The 17,984-nt window shown below is 48.0% G+C and carries 15 protein-coding genes and 1 pseudogene; 9 read left to right on the top strand and 7 right to left on the bottom strand.

Annotated features, from left to right (window positions below):
* The 4 genes and pseudogenes from NDI34_RS17795 to NDI34_RS17810 form a co-directional block, all read left to right on the top strand.
* Nucleotides 1-96: pseudogene (locus NDI34_RS17795) on the top strand (IS5/IS1182 family transposase); the annotation flags it as partial.
* A 3-nt stretch (nucleotides 97-99) separates the two neighbouring features.
* A complete protein-coding gene (locus NDI34_RS17800; RefSeq protein WP_348233344.1) occupies nucleotides 100-1,467 on the top strand; it encodes a serine/threonine-protein kinase in 1,368 nt (455 codons plus the stop codon).
* Nucleotides 1,468-1,496: 29 nt separating this feature from the next.
* A complete protein-coding gene (locus tag NDI34_RS17805) occupies nucleotides 1,497-2,570 on the top strand; it encodes a PstS family phosphate ABC transporter substrate-binding protein (protein ID WP_348233345.1) in 1,074 nt (357 codons plus the stop codon).
* Between the two features lie 100 nt (nucleotides 2,571-2,670).
* Complete coding sequence (locus NDI34_RS17810) at nucleotides 2,671-4,086, top strand: ABC transporter substrate-binding protein (RefSeq protein ID WP_348233346.1); 1,416 nt, start codon at nucleotides 2,671-2,673, stop codon at nucleotides 4,084-4,086.
* A 64-nt stretch (nucleotides 4,087-4,150) separates the two neighbouring features.
* On the opposite strand, the gene NDI34_RS17815 is transcribed toward NDI34_RS17810, so the two are convergent.
* The gene (locus tag NDI34_RS17815; RefSeq protein WP_190413159.1) at nucleotides 4,151-4,849 is read right to left on the bottom strand and encodes a Crp/Fnr family transcriptional regulator; all 699 of its coding nucleotides are present in this window, start codon (nucleotides 4,847-4,849) and stop codon (nucleotides 4,151-4,153) included.
* Between the two features lie 218 nt (nucleotides 4,850-5,067).
* Between NDI34_RS17815 and NDI34_RS17820 the strand changes: the two genes are divergently transcribed.
* Nucleotides 5,068-5,961, top strand: a complete 894-nt coding sequence (locus tag NDI34_RS17820) for a hypothetical protein (protein WP_348233347.1) — start codon at nucleotides 5,068-5,070, stop codon at nucleotides 5,959-5,961.
* A 157-nt stretch (nucleotides 5,962-6,118) separates the two neighbouring features.
* Here the strand turns inward: NDI34_RS17820 and NDI34_RS17825 are convergent, their stop codons facing one another.
* Complete coding sequence (locus NDI34_RS17825; protein WP_348233348.1) at nucleotides 6,119-6,997, bottom strand: Cof-type HAD-IIB family hydrolase; 879 nt, start codon at nucleotides 6,995-6,997, stop codon at nucleotides 6,119-6,121.
* Between the two features lie 86 nt (nucleotides 6,998-7,083).
* Between NDI34_RS17825 and NDI34_RS17830 the strand changes: the two genes are divergently transcribed.
* Nucleotides 7,084-8,055 (top strand): cation transporter, encoded by a 972-nt coding sequence (locus NDI34_RS17830; RefSeq protein WP_190430534.1) that lies wholly within the window; start codon nucleotides 7,084-7,086, stop codon nucleotides 8,053-8,055.
* A 245-nt stretch (nucleotides 8,056-8,300) separates the two neighbouring features.
* On the opposite strand, the gene smpB is transcribed toward NDI34_RS17830, so the two are convergent.
* Entirely contained in the window at nucleotides 8,301-8,768 is a 468-nt protein-coding gene (gene smpB, locus NDI34_RS17835; protein WP_190413167.1) for an SsrA-binding protein SmpB, read from the bottom strand.
* A gap of 107 nt (nucleotides 8,769-8,875) precedes the next feature.
* Nucleotides 8,876-10,756, bottom strand: a complete 1,881-nt coding sequence (locus NDI34_RS17840; RefSeq protein WP_348233349.1) for a serine/threonine-protein kinase — start codon at nucleotides 10,754-10,756, stop codon at nucleotides 8,876-8,878.
* A 429-nt stretch (nucleotides 10,757-11,185) separates the two neighbouring features.
* On the opposite strand from NDI34_RS17840, the gene NDI34_RS17845 reads away from it, so the two are divergent.
* Entirely contained in the window at nucleotides 11,186-11,749 is a 564-nt protein-coding gene (locus tag NDI34_RS17845) for a hypothetical protein (protein ID WP_348233350.1), read from the top strand.
* 91 nt (nucleotides 11,750-11,840) lie between these two features.
* Here the strand turns inward: NDI34_RS17845 and NDI34_RS17850 are convergent, their stop codons facing one another.
* Nucleotides 11,841-11,987, bottom strand: coding sequence for a hypothetical protein (locus NDI34_RS17850; RefSeq protein WP_190673422.1), 147 nt, complete (start codon nucleotides 11,985-11,987; stop codon nucleotides 11,841-11,843).
* A 69-nt stretch (nucleotides 11,988-12,056) separates the two neighbouring features.
* Here NDI34_RS17850 and NDI34_RS17855 point away from each other — a divergent pair, with 69 nt between their 5' ends.
* On the top strand, nucleotides 12,057-14,225 hold the full coding sequence (locus NDI34_RS17855; RefSeq protein WP_348233351.1) for a tetratricopeptide repeat protein: 2,169 nt from the start codon (nucleotides 12,057-12,059) through the stop codon (nucleotides 14,223-14,225).
* A gap of 144 nt (nucleotides 14,226-14,369) precedes the next feature.
* Here the strand turns inward: NDI34_RS17855 and NDI34_RS17860 are convergent, their stop codons facing one another.
* Both NDI34_RS17860 and sfsA read right to left on the bottom strand, forming a co-directional pair.
* Complete coding sequence (locus NDI34_RS17860) at nucleotides 14,370-15,290, bottom strand: NAD(+) kinase (protein WP_190525918.1); 921 nt, start codon at nucleotides 15,288-15,290, stop codon at nucleotides 14,370-14,372.
* Between the two features lie 178 nt (nucleotides 15,291-15,468).
* Nucleotides 15,469-16,230, bottom strand: a complete 762-nt coding sequence (sfsA, locus tag NDI34_RS17865; protein ID WP_348233352.1) for a DNA/RNA nuclease SfsA — start codon at nucleotides 16,228-16,230, stop codon at nucleotides 15,469-15,471.
* Nucleotides 16,231-16,359: 129 nt separating this feature from the next.
* Between sfsA and murJ the strand changes: the two genes are divergently transcribed.
* Complete coding sequence (gene murJ / locus NDI34_RS17870) at nucleotides 16,360-17,976, top strand: murein biosynthesis integral membrane protein MurJ (RefSeq protein ID WP_348233353.1); 1,617 nt, start codon at nucleotides 16,360-16,362, stop codon at nucleotides 17,974-17,976.
* Nucleotides 17,977-17,984 lie beyond the last annotated feature (8 nt).

The raw sequence follows: 17,984 nt of genomic DNA on the forward strand, positions 1-17,984 counted from the left end.
TTTTCGGGACGCTATCGCAATCGTAGAAAGCGGTTTGGCTTACGCTTCAACTTGATTGCGGGACTGTTGAACTACGAACTGGCACATACTCACTGATTCATGCAGGAGGTCTATTGCACCGCCTGTGGAATGCAGCTGATTTTAGATGGTCGGTATCTATCGGCAAAGCTGTTAGGACGAGGGGGATTTGGTGCAGCGTTTTTGGCACGCGATCGCCGCACGCCTGGAATGCGCCGATGCGTCGTCAAACAGTTTCAGCCAGTGGGAGATTTAACGCCGGATCAGCTACAAATTGCCCAAAATCTATTTGCACGGGAAGGAGAAGTTTTAGAAGAACTCGGCAGCCATCCTCAAATTCCCGACTTGTTTGCTTTCTTTGATATCACAGTCCCCAGCATTCAACCGGGAAAACAGGACAAGTTTTTCTATCTGGTGCAGGAATTCATCGATGGGCATAATTTGGAAGAGGAACTGGCGCAGAAGGGGCAGTTCTCCCCAGACGAGGTGTTATTCGTGCTGCGGGAAATCCTGCCGGTGCTAAAGTTTGTTCACGATAGCAGCTCCATCCATCGAGATATCAAGCTTTCCAACATTATGCGCCATCGCAACGGTCGGCTTTATCTCTTAGATTTTGGTGCTGTTAAGCAGGTGACGAAGGCAACGCCTGGTGGATCGTCAACCGGAATTTATTCAATGGGATTTGCACCACCAGAGCAAATGGCTGGGGGTCAAGTGTATCCTTCAACAGATTTGTATGCCTTGGCGGTGACTTGCATTATCCTACTCACGGGCAAGCAGCCAACCGAGTTATTTGATGTCTATACAAACCAGTGGAATTGGAGACCTCATGCGGGTGCGATCGCGAGCGCTTCGGTAGCCAGTGAGTGGAATCGCTTCGCCGATATTTTAGACCAGATGCTCTTGAGTGCGCCGAATCAACGGTTTCAGTCTGCGGATGAAGTGCTGCACGCCCTGACTTCATCACCGTCCCCTGCGCCTCCGGCACCACCGACTCAGATGCCTACCCGCGTCGCCGCTCCAGCCGCCCCTGCCGCGCCTCCAACTCCAGCCCCGACCCCTCAGCCACCCGCCCCCATTTCTCAACCCGCCTCTCGACCGAGATTTTCTCTACTGGAGGTTTTAGGAGGGGCAGCTTTTACAGGGTTTGAAGGCGGATTATTATTTATTGCTTTGGGCAGTTTGCTGCCATCCCCAGGGCTGAGCGTTGGATTGTTGGGGATGATGATTGGGGGTCTGTTGTTTGCTCAATACCGACGCTTCATTGAAAAATTGGATTTATTCATTATTGCAGGAATAACCCTGGCGATTATGCTGTTTTTTCCTGTTTTGCGAAACGGGTTTCTCCTGGAGATAGTCGTTTTTGTGGCTATGTTGGCTGGAGCAGGCGCGATCGCAGTGACTGCTCTATTTCGCCTAATTTATAAATTACTTGCTAATTTTCTCTAAGCTAATCGTGAGCTTCCTGAGTAACCATCATGTCCCAAAAAAACGAAACCACGGTTCTCGTCTTAGCCCTCCTGCTCACTGCTGCTTTATTAGGCGCTGGCTTTTGGTGGTTTACCAAGCGCTCTGGTGTTGACCTCGGTCGTTTAAACCAAACCACCAATCCTAGCGATTCTGCTGCCAACGATCGAGAAAATCAGCCCAATCGCTCAACACCCTCCACGGGTGAAAGCTTTCCCCAAGTGCAGAACGTTCCTACTGGGCTATTTAGCTACGGTGGCAGCACCTCTTGGGCACCGATTCGACTCGCAGTAGACTCGCGGATGCAAGCGGCGCGACCTGAGTTTCGGCTGCGCTATGTTGAGCCAAATACCGGCCCTGCTAGCTCTGGCGCTGGCATCAGAATGTTACTAGACGGGAAAATAGACTTCGCCCAATCCTCCCGACCGATTCTGACGAGCGAGTATAACCAGGCACAGCAGCGAGGGTTCGGGCTTAAAGAGATTGCGATCGCAATTGATGGATTGGCAGTCGCGGTTAACCCAAACCTGAATATCCCAGGTTTGACCTTAGATCAGTTGAAATCTATCTACACGGGCAAGATTACTAATTGGCAAGAATTAGGCGGCCCGGATATCCCAATTAAACCCTATTCTCGTTCCCCAAATGCTGGAGGAACGGTGGAACTATTTGTGGAAGAAGTTTTGAACGGTCAACCTTTTAGTGCCAATGTTGAATTTGTCTCTACCACGACTCAAGCACTGCAAAAACTTGGTGGTAGCCCTGGAGGAATTTACTTTGCTTCTGCGCCTGAAGTGGTTCCACAATGTAGTATCAAGCCTTTGCCAGTTGGGCGGAGAGCGGGCGAATTTGTAACGCCTTACCAAGAGCCTTTTGTGCCGCTGCAAACGTGCCCTAGTCAACGCAATCAGCTGAATATTCAGGCTTTTCAAACGGGTCAATATCCCCTGACTCGGAAGCTATTTGTGATTATTAAACAGAATGGTCAGAGAGAACAGCAAGCGGGTGAAGCTTATGCAAATTTGTTGCAGATAGAACAAGGACAGCAACTGATTTCTGAGCCTGGATTTGTTAGGCTCCGCTAATTACTCTCGTTTAAAACGTGATTTAAACTAAATATTTCAACGCGAAAAAGAATTTAATTAGACTTATCAATAAGCCCTATTTCTTCCTGCTTAACCATCCATGTCCCATAAAAATGAAACAACGGTTCTTGTTCTGTCCCTATTGATTACAGCAGGTCTGTTGGGGGCTGGTTATTGGTGGTTTAAGAGCAATTCCAGTCCCCCAATTGCTCCGGGAAACCCTGATTCGGTGAAATCAAGTCCAGTTCCTATCGCACCAGGTTCTATCAGCACTCGAATTAGTATAGGGGAAAAATCTTTAGCAACGGCGAATGCTAACTCCGAGAAACAAGCAGGAGTGCAAGCATTTGCAAGCGGGGATTTTGCTAGCGCGATCGCTAACTTTCAATCATCCCTCCAAGCGAATCGCAACGATCCAGAAACTTTAATTTATCTCAATAATGCCCGGATCGGCAAGCAAATCAGCTACACCATTGCCGTCTCCGTGCCAATTGGCACGGATGTAAATGGAGCTTTAGAAATGTTGCGGGGCGTCGCTCAAGCTCAAACTGAAATTAATCAAGCTGGGGGAATTAAAGGAATTCCGGTAAAAGTAGCGATCGCGAATGACGATAATAATCCAGAAATTGCCAAACAAATTGCTAGCGCCTTGGTCAATAATCCAGAAGTGTTGGGTGTTATCGGCCCTTATTCGAGCGATGTCACTTTGGCGGCAGGAACTACTTATAACGATGGCAAATTAGTCGTCATTTCCCCGACCAGCACCTCAATTAAACTTTCCGGTTTTAGCCGCTATGTTTTTCGGACAGTTCCTAGTGACTACGTAGCAGCCAGGGCATTATCTGACTATATGCTCAACAAATTGCAACGGAAAAATGCAGCTGTTTTCTTTAATTCCCGGAGTGCTTATAGCCAATCGCTGAAATCGGAATTTGTCGCTGCTGTATCTTTAGGAGGCGGACAAGTATCGAATGAGTTTGACTTATCCGAACCGGGTTTTAGTGCTGCTAGAAGTATCGATCTAGCGATCGCTCAAGGTGCCCAGGTGCTAATGTTAGCAGCAAATACAGATACTTTAGACAAAGCCCTGCAAGTCGTGCAGCTAAATCGCAAACGATTAAAGCTCTTGGGGGGAGATGATGTTTACACACCCAAGACTTTGGAAGTGGGCGGTGAGGCAGCAGTTGAGATGGTGCTGGCAGTGCCTTGGCATATCAATGGCGATCCGACTTCTAACTTTCCCCGCCAATCCCGACAACTATGGGGTGGCGATGTCAGTTGGCGTACCGCTTTGTCTTATGACGCTACCCAGGCTTTGATTGCAGCCTTGCAGCGCAATCCCACCCGAACCGGAGTCCAAAAATCCCTGATTGCATCGGATTTTTCGTCTACTGGGGCATCGGGCATCATCCGGTTTTTACCGTCAGGCGATCGCAATGCTGCCGTCATTCTCGTCCGCATTCAACCGGGTACCATCTCCGGTACCGGCTACGATTTTGTACCCCTTCGTCCTTAATGAGCTGCTAGCCATGAAAGAGCAATCGTCAGGACAACAAACTGATGGCAATCGGCTCAAAAAGCTAATTATTGTTAACACTCAAAGCAGACGCAGGTAAACAGAGCAAATTATCCCCTTGAGTTCTGATTAATCCTTTTTGACGTAACTTACCCATTAAGCGAGTCACAGTGACACGGGTAGAACCGATGGCACTGCCAATTTGGGCATGAGTCAGGGGAAATGGCAGACAGTAACCGCTATCTTGGGGTTCGCCAAATTCTTCGATTAACAGTGTCAGAAATCCCAACAGCCGATCGATTGTCCGTCGCTGTCCTAGGGTACTCAGCCACAGTAGCTTGCGCTGGTGCTGATACCGGAACGCATCAAATACTTCGCGACGGAAGTGAGGCCAGTTGTCCAGGTCATGCCAGTACATCCAAACTACAGAAGTTTGATCGACGTGGGCATAAGCCTGAAGGGTAAACGGTGACTGGGCAACAATTTCAAACGGTTGTCCTGCACCCACAAAGCCTAAAAAAGCTTCTTCTGGACTCAAACGCAGAACTTTAGCCGCGGAAGAACTGGTGTTAGCGCTAACTTGAGCCGTACCGACTAAGCGGACGGCACCCCGTTGGACTAAATACAAAAGTCCTGGTCTAGCTGGAATTCGCTCATCTTTACTGAAAGTCCGATAACGGTAGTGTTCCTGCGCCCAGTCTAGAATCCGTTGCCAGGTTAAAAACGGTCGTGATACCTCTGATGTGGAGGATGGTGATTGCATAAGTGGCAAGCGATGATATTTTATAAATTTTACCAAGCTTACAAGGTAGCAAAAAATACTTCCTCACGCGCCTGCTTGAGTTAGATATTATTCTGGGAAAGTTCTAACCTTAGGTAGAGGTCATAAAACTAGACTAGATAAGCGAAATACGCCTTTCAAAGGGAGTGAGTGTGAAGGTGAATTTACCGGCTGTTCATTACCCATCGCTGAAGCAACAGATGCTTATTCAGCTACAAGCAGCTATCGGTTTGTACAGAGAAAGATACCTTCTCGACAAGGACGCGATCGCTTCACATCCGCCAGAGGAAAATACGCCGTTGGCTGAGTTGATGAGCGGCGCTGAAATCCCTCTCCAGCGATTTCAGGAGGGTAAAGGCATCCGATACAGGTCGAGTGTCGCCCTCAAATTTGCAGCTCTCTGGCACCTGCCAGCATTGGAAATTGCAACTGAGCTAGCTGCCTATCTCTGTACTAGCGTCGATGACGCTCAGGGAAAGGTGGGTTTACAAAATTTGACAATTCAAGTGATTCCTCCCGGTTTCATTGATTTCCAACTCACCGATACGGAAATAGCCCGTTGGTTGCAGCTTTTGGTAGTAGGGGTGAGTCAAAGCCAGGGAGTTCCCAATTACCTATTACCAATTCCCGATTACCGGGTACCGATGACTTACCCCCAACCCCTATCAAGTCTTTCAAAAGTACAGTACATCCATGCCCGTTGCTGCTCTTTGCTGCGCTTAGGGCACCGGGAGAAGATAATCCAGCTCAATGACTCGCCTGCACTGATGCTAGTCTACCCAGAGCCAATTCCTTGGCTGACTGCGGACGGGCAACTCCAGTTGATTCATCCAGCAGAACGCCACTTGATCGCCCAGTTGTTCGGGTTGCTAGATGAACTGGGGGGCATGAATCAACTGAAGTGGGGAAAACGGGCGTTTGATGCGACTCAGGCTTTTGAAACCTTTGAGCGTGAATGTCGCATTTTTGGCGAAGTCAAGACTCAGATGCCTCATCTGGCGCAGGCAAGATTGGGGTTAGTGGGAGTAACTCGTGCAATTTTGAAATCCCTGTTGCAAGACAGGCTGGGCATCTTGGCACCCATCGAACTTTAGTCGTACCACCGCCTACCCCTAGTTAGAAAATTTTGTAAAAAGCACTAGACAAATGGAATGATATGCAATACTATTGCTCTTGTGTGAGGAGCGAACCAGTGAGGGGACCGAGACGAAACACGGCCAGTCGTCGGTCCTCTTTCTGATCTAAAGGGTTTTAAAGTAGAAACATTTCAATGGCAGCGGCGGCACCATCTTTCTCTACACTAGGAGCCACCCACTGAGCGATCGCTTGAACCTCTGCGGGTGCATCCCCCATCGCAACACCAATCCCAGCGTATTCAAGCATCTCCAAATCATTAAAGTTATCGCCAATCGCCATGACATTAGCGGCGTCTAGCCCTAATATCTCTTCGGCTAAGTAACGCACTGCTGTTCCTTTATTCACACTAGGGTGAGTCGCTTCAAAGAAAGTCGCGACAGAGGTGGTCAGGTAAAGTTCGGCTAGGGTGTAACGTTTTCGTAACGTTCCGAGCAAATTTTCAATCACGGTTGTATCGTCACAGAGCGCCAAAACTTTCGTCGGTTCAGCGATCGAGAGGGTATTCCGCAGGTCGCCAACAACGATAGGCTGGATGCCGGAGCGTTCTGAGTAAGCTTTGGTTGCCGATGTCAGTTCTCTGACATACAACTGGTCGTTGATGTAGAAGTGGACGGAAAGTAGCGATCGCAATTCCGGTTCCTCAAAGTGTTCCAACAGTTGCAATACCATTGGCTCAGAAACAGGCGAGTGACGCAGAACTTTCTGGCTGATGGGGTCTTGAATCCAAGCACCTTGATAAGCCATCACAGGCAATGTGGAGCCAACATGTTGATGGAAGCGCAAAGCAGAACGATACATCCGACCTGTCGCGATCGCAACGTGAATACCCTTTGCTTGAACGGCACGAATTGCCCGAAGTACAGGTTCTCTGATAGTGTTGGATACACCGGCAATCGTGCCATCAATGTCTAAAACTAATAATCGAATCGCCTTGGCATCTAAACCGGGAGAGTTGACCTCAACTACCTGGTTAGAAAAAGAAGGGTTTGACATGAGTTGTTCGTTGTTCGTTGTTCGTTGCTAGAGTAACCAAACTTCTAAACACTAACAACCAAAAACTAATAACTCCTTAAAAGGCTATGACCGAGGCAAAGAATCGCTATCGCGCCAGTCGTCGGGTTTTATTTGCGACGCTTTGGCTCACCTTGTTCGTTTTATCCGTTAAAGTTTCAGCAGGTTGGACAACGCGATCGCTCAGTCTGCTAGCGGAGTCGCTGCACACCCTGATTACCAGCTTCAGTATCCTGTTGAGTTTGCTCGTCACTGCCGCACCCGACCGTCTAGCAGGGCGCGAAGTGCATGGTCATAGCAAACTGGAGAGCGTGGCAACGCTTCTGCTCGTGGCTTTTTTGGGCTTTGCTTGCTTAAATTTACTGGGAATGTCCGCCCAGCAGCTAGTCGCTGCGACCAAGGTTGTCGATCTCCCGTATCCCACCGCAGTGAGTCTACCCCTAATTCAATTGCTGGGAGTGGTTGTCTCCACAACCTTAGTCCTCGCCCTCATCGGCGTGTACCAAGCCAGAGTTTTAAATAGCCCTGCTGTGCGGTTTAATTCCATTCAGTTGTTTAAGGATGTGGGGCTAACCCTCTTGGTAGTAGCAGGCTTGGTAGGCGTGATGTGGGGAATTTTCTGGCTCGACGTAATGCTGGCAGTTTTTTTGGTTCTTCTAGCCGTGAGAAGTTGTTGGTACGTGGTGAATTGGCAGTTACCGCTAATGGTGCAGCAGACTGCGATCGCTCCCGAAGTTTTGGCGCAAATTGCCCGTCAGGTTGGCGGTGTCACCCACTGTTACCAGATTGAGTCGCGAGGAATTGTCGGGCGTTTGGTGTTAGTGCAGATGCATCTAATTCTGCATCCAGAGTTTATGGGAATTGCTTCTCTGATTGCCGAGCGCATTGAGTTGGCGATTCGAGAGCGCTATGGTCCCATTCAAGCCATTTTCTATATTGATGACGATGTTCGAGAGCTGGAAAACTACAGTTCCGCTAATCCAACTTTAGAAGTGAACGGAATTCGTTATCGACGAGATGAGACACACAGCCAAAATTAACTTTGAGCGACGCTTCTGGCGAGCGGAGTAGAACTTCATCCCAATTCCGGCTTGTTGACGCTTCACTTTCAATTTGTCTTTTGTCCCCCAATTGAGCGGGGGGCTATTAACGCCGCAGAACTTTTCTTGCCTGAGTATCTTTCCTAAGTATCAGATAAGCAGATGCGAATCCAGCACTTTCAACCTAGCTGTCTTTATGTGTTTCTGATACCGAACTCACGTTAATTCCCAATTTCCCGATTTCATTAGTAATTTTTCATCGCCCGTTCCATATCGCGCTTATCATCGCGCCGCTTGACGTCTTCGCGCTTGTCGTGCAGCTTTTTACCCTTGCCAAGACCCAAACTAATTTTAATCCAACCCCCCTTCAAATACATCTTCAGAGGGATTAACGTTAAACCTTGCTGTTCCACCTTGCCAATCAGCTTGCGGATTTCCTGGCGGTGCAGCAGCAATTTGCGAGTGCGACGAGGGTCGTGGTTGAAAAATGCGCCGATGCCCTTGTAGGGCGAAATGTGGACGTTCAGCAGCCATATCTCACCATTGCGAATCAGGGCATAGCCATCTCGTAGATTGGCCTGACCCAGACGAATCGATTTAACCTCGGTGCCAGTTAACTCTATTCCCGCCTCATAGGTTTCCAAAATTTCATAGAGGAAACGGGCTTGCCGGTTATCGCTAAGAATTTTTATCCCTTCGTTCTTTTGACTCATTGCAGCCCATCAGTGGAAAACCTTCCCTTAACGTAGCCTTAAAACAGAACCTGTTGCAATAGACTCCAGAGGGAGCAGGGGGGAAGATCAATGGCCTACTGCCTGAATTAGGGAATGAGTCTTAGCGTAACTTCTTGGAGGCGGCTACCAGGGTTCATATCTCGATACGTTGCACCGACTTTCCGACTTCTAGCATCTTGGCGTTCTGCTGAAATCTGGGAAGCAGATTGAGCTGCTGCTTTTTGAGCTTCCGCCTTTTTTTCGGCTTCAGCTTGGAGGTGCTGCTTTTCGGTATATTCTGCACTCTTGGCTAAAGCTCTGGCGTAGGTAGGGGTGTCTTGGGGAATCTGTTGCAGATAATTTAACGCACCCGCAAAGTCTGTTCTGAATGCTCGTTCGTAGGCTTGTTGTAACAGATAATCAGCTTTGATATGTTGCTTTTGGGTATATTCAGCAATCTTTGTCTGAACTTTTGCCCCAGCAGGCGTTTGTTGGGGAATGAGTTTGAGATAGTTTAGGGCGCTGGTAAAGTCTTTTTCTGCCGCTCGCTCGTAGGCTTTTTTTAATAATTGTTGAGATTCTGCTTCAATTTTGGGTTGAGTTTTCTGAACAAGTGGCGCTATTTTTTCTTGCCAGTAGGAAATTTTAGGAATCTTACGAGCTGCTTCTAGCACATCTAACCACCGGCTTTCTTTAAATGCTTGTTCGGCGGATTGAAATTGAGCAGCAGCGGTATGCCATTCTTGGCTCCACTCGCGTGCGGTGGCTTGAGCTTCTGGATAGATAGAACTTTCTGAGGGAATAGATTGTGCTAGCGCGATCGCGCCTTGAACATCTCCTGTCTGATATTTGTCCTTCGCGGTAACTAAAATGTTTGATGAAGACTCTGACGGAAAAGCATTCAGCAGAGAATAAAGCCCGCCTGTTATCACTAAACTATTCGCCGCAATCCCGATTCCAAGCCCAGTCAGTATTGGAGAATGTTGAGGTTTGTAAGAGCGAGTATTTCTCTCGCCTTTCCTTAATTTTTGACTTGGAATTTCTTTAATTGTGGCTTTGTGAGTTTCTTTTTTTTGACGATTAAGGACTGCCTTCTGTACGGGTGGCTGGTTGGTTGTCTCTACTGCTGGCTTCTGGCTTCCGTCTAACGACTGGAGAGCTTGCAGTACCTCCGAAGCTGACTGGTAGCGGCTTTTGAAGTGGTAGCGTACCATCTTGTTCAGGACAGAAACTAAGCGATCGCTCAAGACACTCATTGACCGACTGCTGATAAAAAGGTGCTGCCAGATCAGCTCACCCGTCTCAGGATCTTCTTTTAATTGTGCCGGTTCCACGCCAGTTAAAGCTTGGATGGCAATTACTCCCAAAGCATAGATGTCGCTATTGCGGCGGGGATGTCCGATGAGTTGCTCTGAGGGAATGTAACCTAAGCTACCAACCGCTAAAGTCGTTTTACTCTGTGCTAAATCGGAACCTGAATGCTGTGGCTGCGCTACACCAAAATCTACTAGAAATAACTTGCCATCCTCGGCGCGTCTGACTAAATTGTTCGGTTTCAGGTCGCCATGAATAATGCCGTGGCTGTGAACAAATGCCAGAATACGCAGGGCTTCTTGCAGCATTTCAATCACTTGAGTTTCCGTCCAGCGTTTGACGCAGCCTTTGCTTATTGGCAGTTCCGCACTCAGCTGATGTCCCTGAATAAATTCTTGTACCAAATAGAATTCCTGGTTTTCTTCAAAGGAGTCTAACAACTGAGGAATTCGATTATGGGTGCCAAGTTTTGTCAATATTTCTGTTTCGTTGACGAACCGACGCCTTGCACTTTCCAAACTGTTGGGGTCTGAACTTGCAAGACTAAAGTGCTTGACAACGTATTTTGGCTTGCCTACTTGGTGAATGTCTTCGGCAATATAGGTCTGTCCAAAAACTCCAGATACCAGGAGTTGGACAATTTGGTAACGCCCTTTTAGTAGTTTCCCGATCATGGAGTAAATTGCCAGCTTTTTATCTAGTGAATTTTAAAAACACATCTAGATAATTTTTTCAGCAACTCACATCTATTTCCGGAAGCCAGTGACACGTACTGTACAGCTAAGCGCAAATCAATGTAAAATCGCGCCCGGATACCAGAAACTCAGTTTCTCGACCACAGAGCTATTTACAGTTTTGTTGTGCCTATACGCTCAGCATGAGCGTCGCTACACCGTTTAGAAGCCTACAGTAAAGGAGCGCATTTCTCAACTTGCGCCCCTGTTGTGGGTCAAAAAAATCAAGTCTATTGCTGTGTCAAAAATGTTTTGACAGTCTGTAGAGGCTTTCGGGTCGGAAAGCCCCTACTTTTCAGATAAACATTGACAGACTAATCTCCAGACACCGATTTACCGTTCGCTCACTGTAATGGTGGCGTGGGTGGTGTGACTGGTGTAATCGACGGGATTGCCGGTGTTACGCCTGGTGTGACCGGCGGTATTACGGGTATCACGGGCGGAACCCCTGGTAGAGCAGGCGGTGTTATGCCTGGTGTGGTTGGTGTTGCTACGCCTGGTGTGGTTGGTGTGGTGACGCCTGGTGTGGTTGGTGTGGCTACACCTGGTATAGTCGGCGTGGTTACGCCTGGTGCGGTCGGCGGTGTCGGTGTGGTGACGCCTGGTGTGGCTGGTGTGGTTACACCTGGTGTAGTCGGTGTGGTTACACCTGGTGTAGTCGGTGTGGTGACGCCTGGTGTAGTCGGTGTGGTGACGCCTGGTGCGGTCGGCGGTGTCGGTGTGGTGACGCCTGGTGTGGTCGGTGTAGTGACGCCTGGTGTAGTCGGTGTAGTGACGCCTGGTGTAGTCGGTGTGGTGACGCCTGGTGTGGTCGATGTGCCTGGGGCGTTAGATTGGGCAAGACCTGAGGTAGAGATAGCGACGGGCGCTGAAAAGGCTAGAAGAGTAGCAAAGACAAACTTTCTTATCATTTGGGTAGATGCCTATGGTTAAGTTTTATCAAAAGAGCCTGGTTGCATATTGACAAAAGTATGTTTCAGATCACCAGCAATCCCCTTGCTATGGGTAGAGTCAATCGCCTACCCTAAGAAAGACGTTTGAGCTGAGAGCGATCGCACTTTGGGGGGGTTGACTGGAAGCTGCGGTGTTTCCAGCGAAGCGATCGCATCAAATCACCTGATGGATTGTTTTCACCTATGTAGGTGGAGTTAGACAAGTTCTTCTGTGCCAAAATCGATTTCAACGATTGCGCGATTTTTCTGCAAAGACGCTTTCCTAACGCTATCTGCCACGAAACTCCATGAACTTAGTTATCGGACAAACACTGGGAGGACATTACCAAATCATTAACTCCTTGGGAGGAGGAGGGTTTGGTCAAACTTATCTTGCCCAAGATATGTATCTTCCTGGCACCCCTCGATGCGTTGTTAAGCTACTCAAGCCTCAAGCAACCGATCCCCAGACTTTGCAAACTGCGAGACGCCTTTTCGAGACGGAAGCAAAAGTTCTGCACCAGTTAGGGAATCACGATCGGATTCCTCGACTTTTTGCTTACTTCGAGGAAAATCAAGAGTTTTATCTGGTTCAGGAATTCATTGAAGGTGGCGACCTTAGCCAGGAACTCCCCACAGGCGGTAGCAGTGGAGCCACCCCGCCGCTCTCTGAAGATGAAGTAATTTCTCTGTTACAAGAGATTCTGGAAATATTAGAATTTGTCCATCAACAAAATGTTATCCACCGCGATATCAACCCTCGAAATTTAATCAGACGTAAGGAAGATAACAAGTTAGTTTTAATTGATTTTGGTGCAGTTAAGCGAATTAGCACTCAAATAATTAAGGGAGAAAAAACTAGCTTTACGGTTGCCATTGGTACTCCAGGCTACTTACCAAGCGAACAAGCGAACGGAAACCCCAAGTTAAGCAGTGATATCTATGCGGTAGGCATGATAGGAATTCAAGCTCTCACCGGCTTATTTCCTAACGAATTACCAGAAGATTCCAATACGGGTGAAATCATTTGGCGTAACCATTCATCAGTCAGCACCACTCTGGCAAATGTTTTAGATAAAATGGTGCGTTATGATTTTCGGCAGCGTTACCAATCTGCTGCTGAAGCGTTGCAAGCTCTCAAAGCTTTGAAGATACCGACAGGTGTCACAATGATGGTTGCACCCTCTGTAAAATCACCCGTTCGTCCGACAAGTCAGAAAAAAAGCAAAAAATCGCGGTCCCTTCCTTGGAAAATTTTAATCTCAACGATTGTCCTAGGATTGGGAACGGGCGCAACTATTTTTACGGTTAATATTATTAACTCTTCTAATGCAACTGACTTGTATAACCGAGGCAAAACCTTTTCAGAATTAAATCGCAATGAGGAAGCGCTGAATGCTTATGACAAAGCTCTTAAAATTAGACCGGAATACCTAGAAGCGTGGAATGGTCGCGGTCAAATTCTATTCAATCTGAATAAATATAAAGAGGCGATTGAAGCTTACGACAAAGCCATTCAGATTAGCCCAGAATCCTTTGAAGCTTGGGCGGGTCGCGGCTATGTGCTGGATAAATTGGAGCAATACAAAGAGGCAATTGATTCTTTCGAGAAAGCTTTAACTATTAATCCCAATTCGCCAGAAGTTTGGAATGGTCGCGGCGAAGCAATGACGAATTTACAGCAATATCAAGAAGCAATTGAATCTTTTGATAAGGCGGTGCAATTTAAGCCAGACTACTATCAAGCTTGGTACAGTAGGGGCTGGACGTTGCATAATTTGCAAAAATATGAGGAAGCGATCGCGTCTTATGACAAAGCTGTAGAATCCAAATCCGACTACTCCCAAGCTTGGTACAATCGAGGTAACTCGCTAATGAGCTTACAACGTTATCAAGACGCGATTGAATCTTATGACAAGGCGGTAAGATTTCAACCGAATCACTTCAAAGCTTGGTATAGCCGGGGGAATGCGTTAGTGAATTTGCAGCAATATAAAGATGCAATTGACTCGTATACCCAAGTTACTAAAATTCAGCCAAATTACTCTAAAGGCTGGTACGGGATTGGTTGGTCGCTGCATCAATTACAACGATACGAAGAAGCGATCGCTTCCTATAACCAAGCGTTAAAATTTAATCGAGGCGATTACCTCATTTGGTACAATCGAGGCAATTTACTTTATAACTTGAAACAATATCAAGAAGCGATCGCGTCTTATAATCGAGCCGTTGCTATCAAGCCAGATCACTACGAAAGCTGGTTCAGTCGGGGAAATGCATTATTTAACGTGAAGCGGTATGAAGAAGCGATCGCGTCTTATGACAAGGCGATTCGATACAAGCCAGATTACCAGCAAGCCATAGAAGGCAAACAGCGATCGCAGGATCAATTGAAGCAGGAAAAAGAAAAGCTAGCTCAAAAATCAGGTGCTGAGTCCGTTAAACCAGAAAAGCCGAAGCGTGAGAAAGAGAAATAAGCTGCTGTGCGTTTAAATTGGATAGCGATCGCGTCGGTTTGGTGTGGATAAATTGAAATGCTTGTCTGCCCACTTTACTAATTGCGATCGCTGTAATTTTAAAACGCAATGCCAGATGGCAAAAGTTTCAACTCTACAACATCCTTAATTGCGGTGATTGTTACTGTACCGGATTCTCGCTCCTGCCCATTGCAACTTTTCGCGGAGTGTCTGGTAATAAGAATAGTTTTCCCGCAAAATAATGAACTTTGCGAGACAGTTTGCCATGCGAATGTCTACGCGCTGTCCGGGCCAAATGGCAGTTGCCAAGACACCATCCATCCATAGTTTAGTGTTTAACTCGTAGTCAGCCAAAGGCCAAACGCTGACGACAGAACCAGAAGGGATGACAATTGGGCGACTCGCCAGACTTAGCGGGCAGATGGGCGTAACGGTAATCGCTTCCATGCCAGAGTGGACAATCGGGCCATTGGCAGAGATAGTGTAGCAAGTGGAGCCAGTGGGAGTAGAAACAATCAACCCATCTCCCTGATATTGATCGACCACCTCTCCATCAATTTCCATTTCTAAGATGGAAGTAATCATGCGGTCGGCTGAGGCAGGTTTGATGCACATTTCATTCAGTGCGAGGTAGCGATCGCTCACGGGTTCCAAATTCGTGCGGTTCCCCTCAAATAACGCCGCCTGCAACATCATCCGCCGTTCCAGGGCATAGCGATCCTCGCTTAACCTGTCCCAAACCCGCTCAGTATCTTCAAATTCCTCAAATGGCTGGGTTAAAAATCCTAAATGTCCTCCCACATTCACCGCCAAAATCGGAATTTTTTCGGGTGCGAGATGCCGTACTGCTGCCAAAGCCGTGCCATCGCCTCCCAAGACTATCGCCAGGTCGATTGGATGCATCGCAGAAGCCAAAAACACTGGGTAGGGGTTATCCTTTGCCCCACTTGGCCCCATCAGTACATGGCAATTGCGTTTTTCCAGTTGTTTGGCGCACTTTTCTGCCCAGCTACGGCTGAGGGGGTCTCCCGCCTTGTGTGCAATGATGACGTTTTTTAGCTCCAATTTGCCTTTACTCAATCGAAGTTAGCTATTTTTCAAGATACCTATCACTCTGCATTTGGGCTACCTTTCCGTTTTTTTACCCGGTTCCTGCCCTTCCTCGTTCGCAGGGAAGGGTTTCATATACCCCTCTCCGTGAACGGACAGGAGTTAGGGGTGAGGTTCCACTGTTTAGGCATCGCTATTCTGGCAAAGATAAGCAAGATGTCTGCGCGGGCATTGAAGGCAGAAAATCGGCTAAACCCAAGTAGCGAATTCCTTCTGGGGTAACTTCAAAGCGACAGGGTAATACTTCCACCCCTTGGGCAACGGCGTCGCGCAACAACTTACCATACAGGGGATCGGTACTGTCTCCAGGCGCAAAATGAGTACAGTCACCGCGATTCACAAAATAAAGCATCACCGCCCGCATCTGAGGAATTAACGCGGTCAATTCCCGCAGATGCTTTTGTCCTCTTGTCGTGACTGTATCGGGAAACAGCACCAGTTTCCCTTGCGCCCAAGTCGTGCTTTTGACTTCCAAATAAATGGGTAAATCGGAGTCATTACCCGTTAGTAAAAAGTCTACCCGGCTATTTTTTTCGACTCCATAGGGCACCTCAAAACGAACTTGGCTGTAATTGCCCAATGTTGGGAACAGGAACTTTTCTAGTGCTAACTTAACGACCCGATTAGGCAAAGCGGTATTTACTCCCACCCAAGTGGGTTCGGTATCGTCAACTTGAATCATTTCCCAGGTATAAGGCAATTTCCGCTTGGGATTGTCGCTATACGACACCTGCACGGGACTACCGGGCGTTGAAACCCCAGTCATCGGGCCGGTATTTGGACAATGGGCGGTGATCACCTCCCCGGACGCTAGTTCAATATCGGCAAAGAAACGCTTGTAGCGTTTGAGCAAAATTCCGGATGAGAGAGTCGGGTAGCGGTAGAGCCAATCCATAGTATTTTTAACGCAGAGGTAAGCCAGGGAAATCGTAAAGGAGCGCACAGGAGATTTTAACTTGGCGTACCTTGGGGTTAACCTTTGCGTTTAAATAAGATGAGCCAATTGAGGGATTGTTAACCGTTCGTGACTGAAAAGCAGAAAACCGCTCGGACACTCGCTAGCATTGCCGGAATTGTTGCAATTGCTACGCTGATTAGTAAAATTTTTGGGTTAGTGCGCCAACAAGCGATCGCTGCCGCTTTTGGCGTAGGTGTCGTTGCCGATGCCTACAATTACGCTTATGTGATTCCTGGCTTTTTGCTGATCTTATTGGGCGGCATCAATGGCCCTTTTCACAGTGCGATTGTCAGCGTTTTAGCCAAGCAGCGCGACAAATCGGAAGCTGCGCCCCTAGTAGAGACGATTACAACGATGGTAGGCGGAATACTCCTACTCGTTACGATCGTCCTAATTGTGTTTGCAGGCGTTTTTATTAACCTGGTGGCACCCGGTTTAAGCGAGACGCCGCAAGGACTGCAAGTGAGAGCGATCGCCATCCAACAGTTACAGATCATGGCTCCAATGGCGCTGATGGCTGGGCTGATTGGGATTGGCTTTGGAACGCTGAACGCGGCGGATATGTACTGGCTACCCTCGGTTAGCCCTTTATTCTCCAGCATTACCGTAATTGGTGGGCTGGCAATTTTGGCGCTACAACTCGGCAACCAAATCAACCTACCCCAATACGCCCAACTAGGAGGACTGATTTTGGCGGGGGGAACCCTTGCCGGTGCCGTGTTGCAGTGGTTAGTCCAACTCGCTGCCCAATGGCGCGCTGGCTTGGGCACATTACGCCTGCGGTTTGACTGGCATCAGCCGGGAGTCAAGGATGTCCTGAAGGTGATGGGACCCGCGACGCTATCCTCCGGGATGCTGCAAATCAACCTCTACACTGATTTATTTTTCGCCTCGTATATCCCCGCAGCAGCGGCTGCCATGACCTATGCGGGGCTTCTCGTTCAAACACCTCTAGGAATTATCTCGAATGTCATTTTAGTCCCCCTGCTGCCGGTTTTTTCGCGACTCGCTGCCCCTGAAGATTGGCCCGAACTCAAGCAGCGGATTCGCCAAGGATTACTGCTGACTGCGATTACTATGTTGCCTTTGAGTGCCCTGATGATGACGCTAGCCGTCCCCATCGTCCAAGTAATCTATCAACGCGGAGCCTTTAAGTCTAGAGCATCTGAGTTGGTTGCTTCATTGCTGATGGCTTATGGGATTGGGATGTTTGTCTACTTGGGGCGAGATGTACTGGTGCGGGTATTTTATGCCTTGGGCGATGGAGAGACGCCCTTTCGCATCAGTATCGTGAATATCTTCTTCAATGCTCTGCTAGATTTTATTCTTGTTCAACGTTTTGGGGCACCCGGTTTGATTTTATCTACGGTGATGGTGAATACCATTTCAGTCGTGGCACTCATTTGGATGTTGAATCGCAAGCTTAACGGCTTGCCTTGGCAAGAGTGGAGTTTGCCAATTTTGGGTTTGACAGGTGCTAGCTTTGTAGCTGGTTTAGCGAGTTGGGGTGTCAGTAAAGGTTTTCAACAAGTCTGGAATGCGAATGGGTTGCTGGTGCAGTTATTGCAGCTAAGTTTAGCCGCTTTTGTTGGCTTGATCGTTTATGCTTTCTTGGCAAAGCAGCTGAATTTGCCAGAAGTTGATATTTTTGTGTCGCGGATTCGCCAACGCTTTGCGAGGTAGCGATCGCA

Origin of the sequence: Trichocoleus sp. DQ-U1 (assembly GCF_039961925.1) — a bacterium.
Lineage (GTDB): Bacteria > Cyanobacteriota > Cyanobacteriia > Cyanobacteriales > FACHB-T130 > FACHB-T130.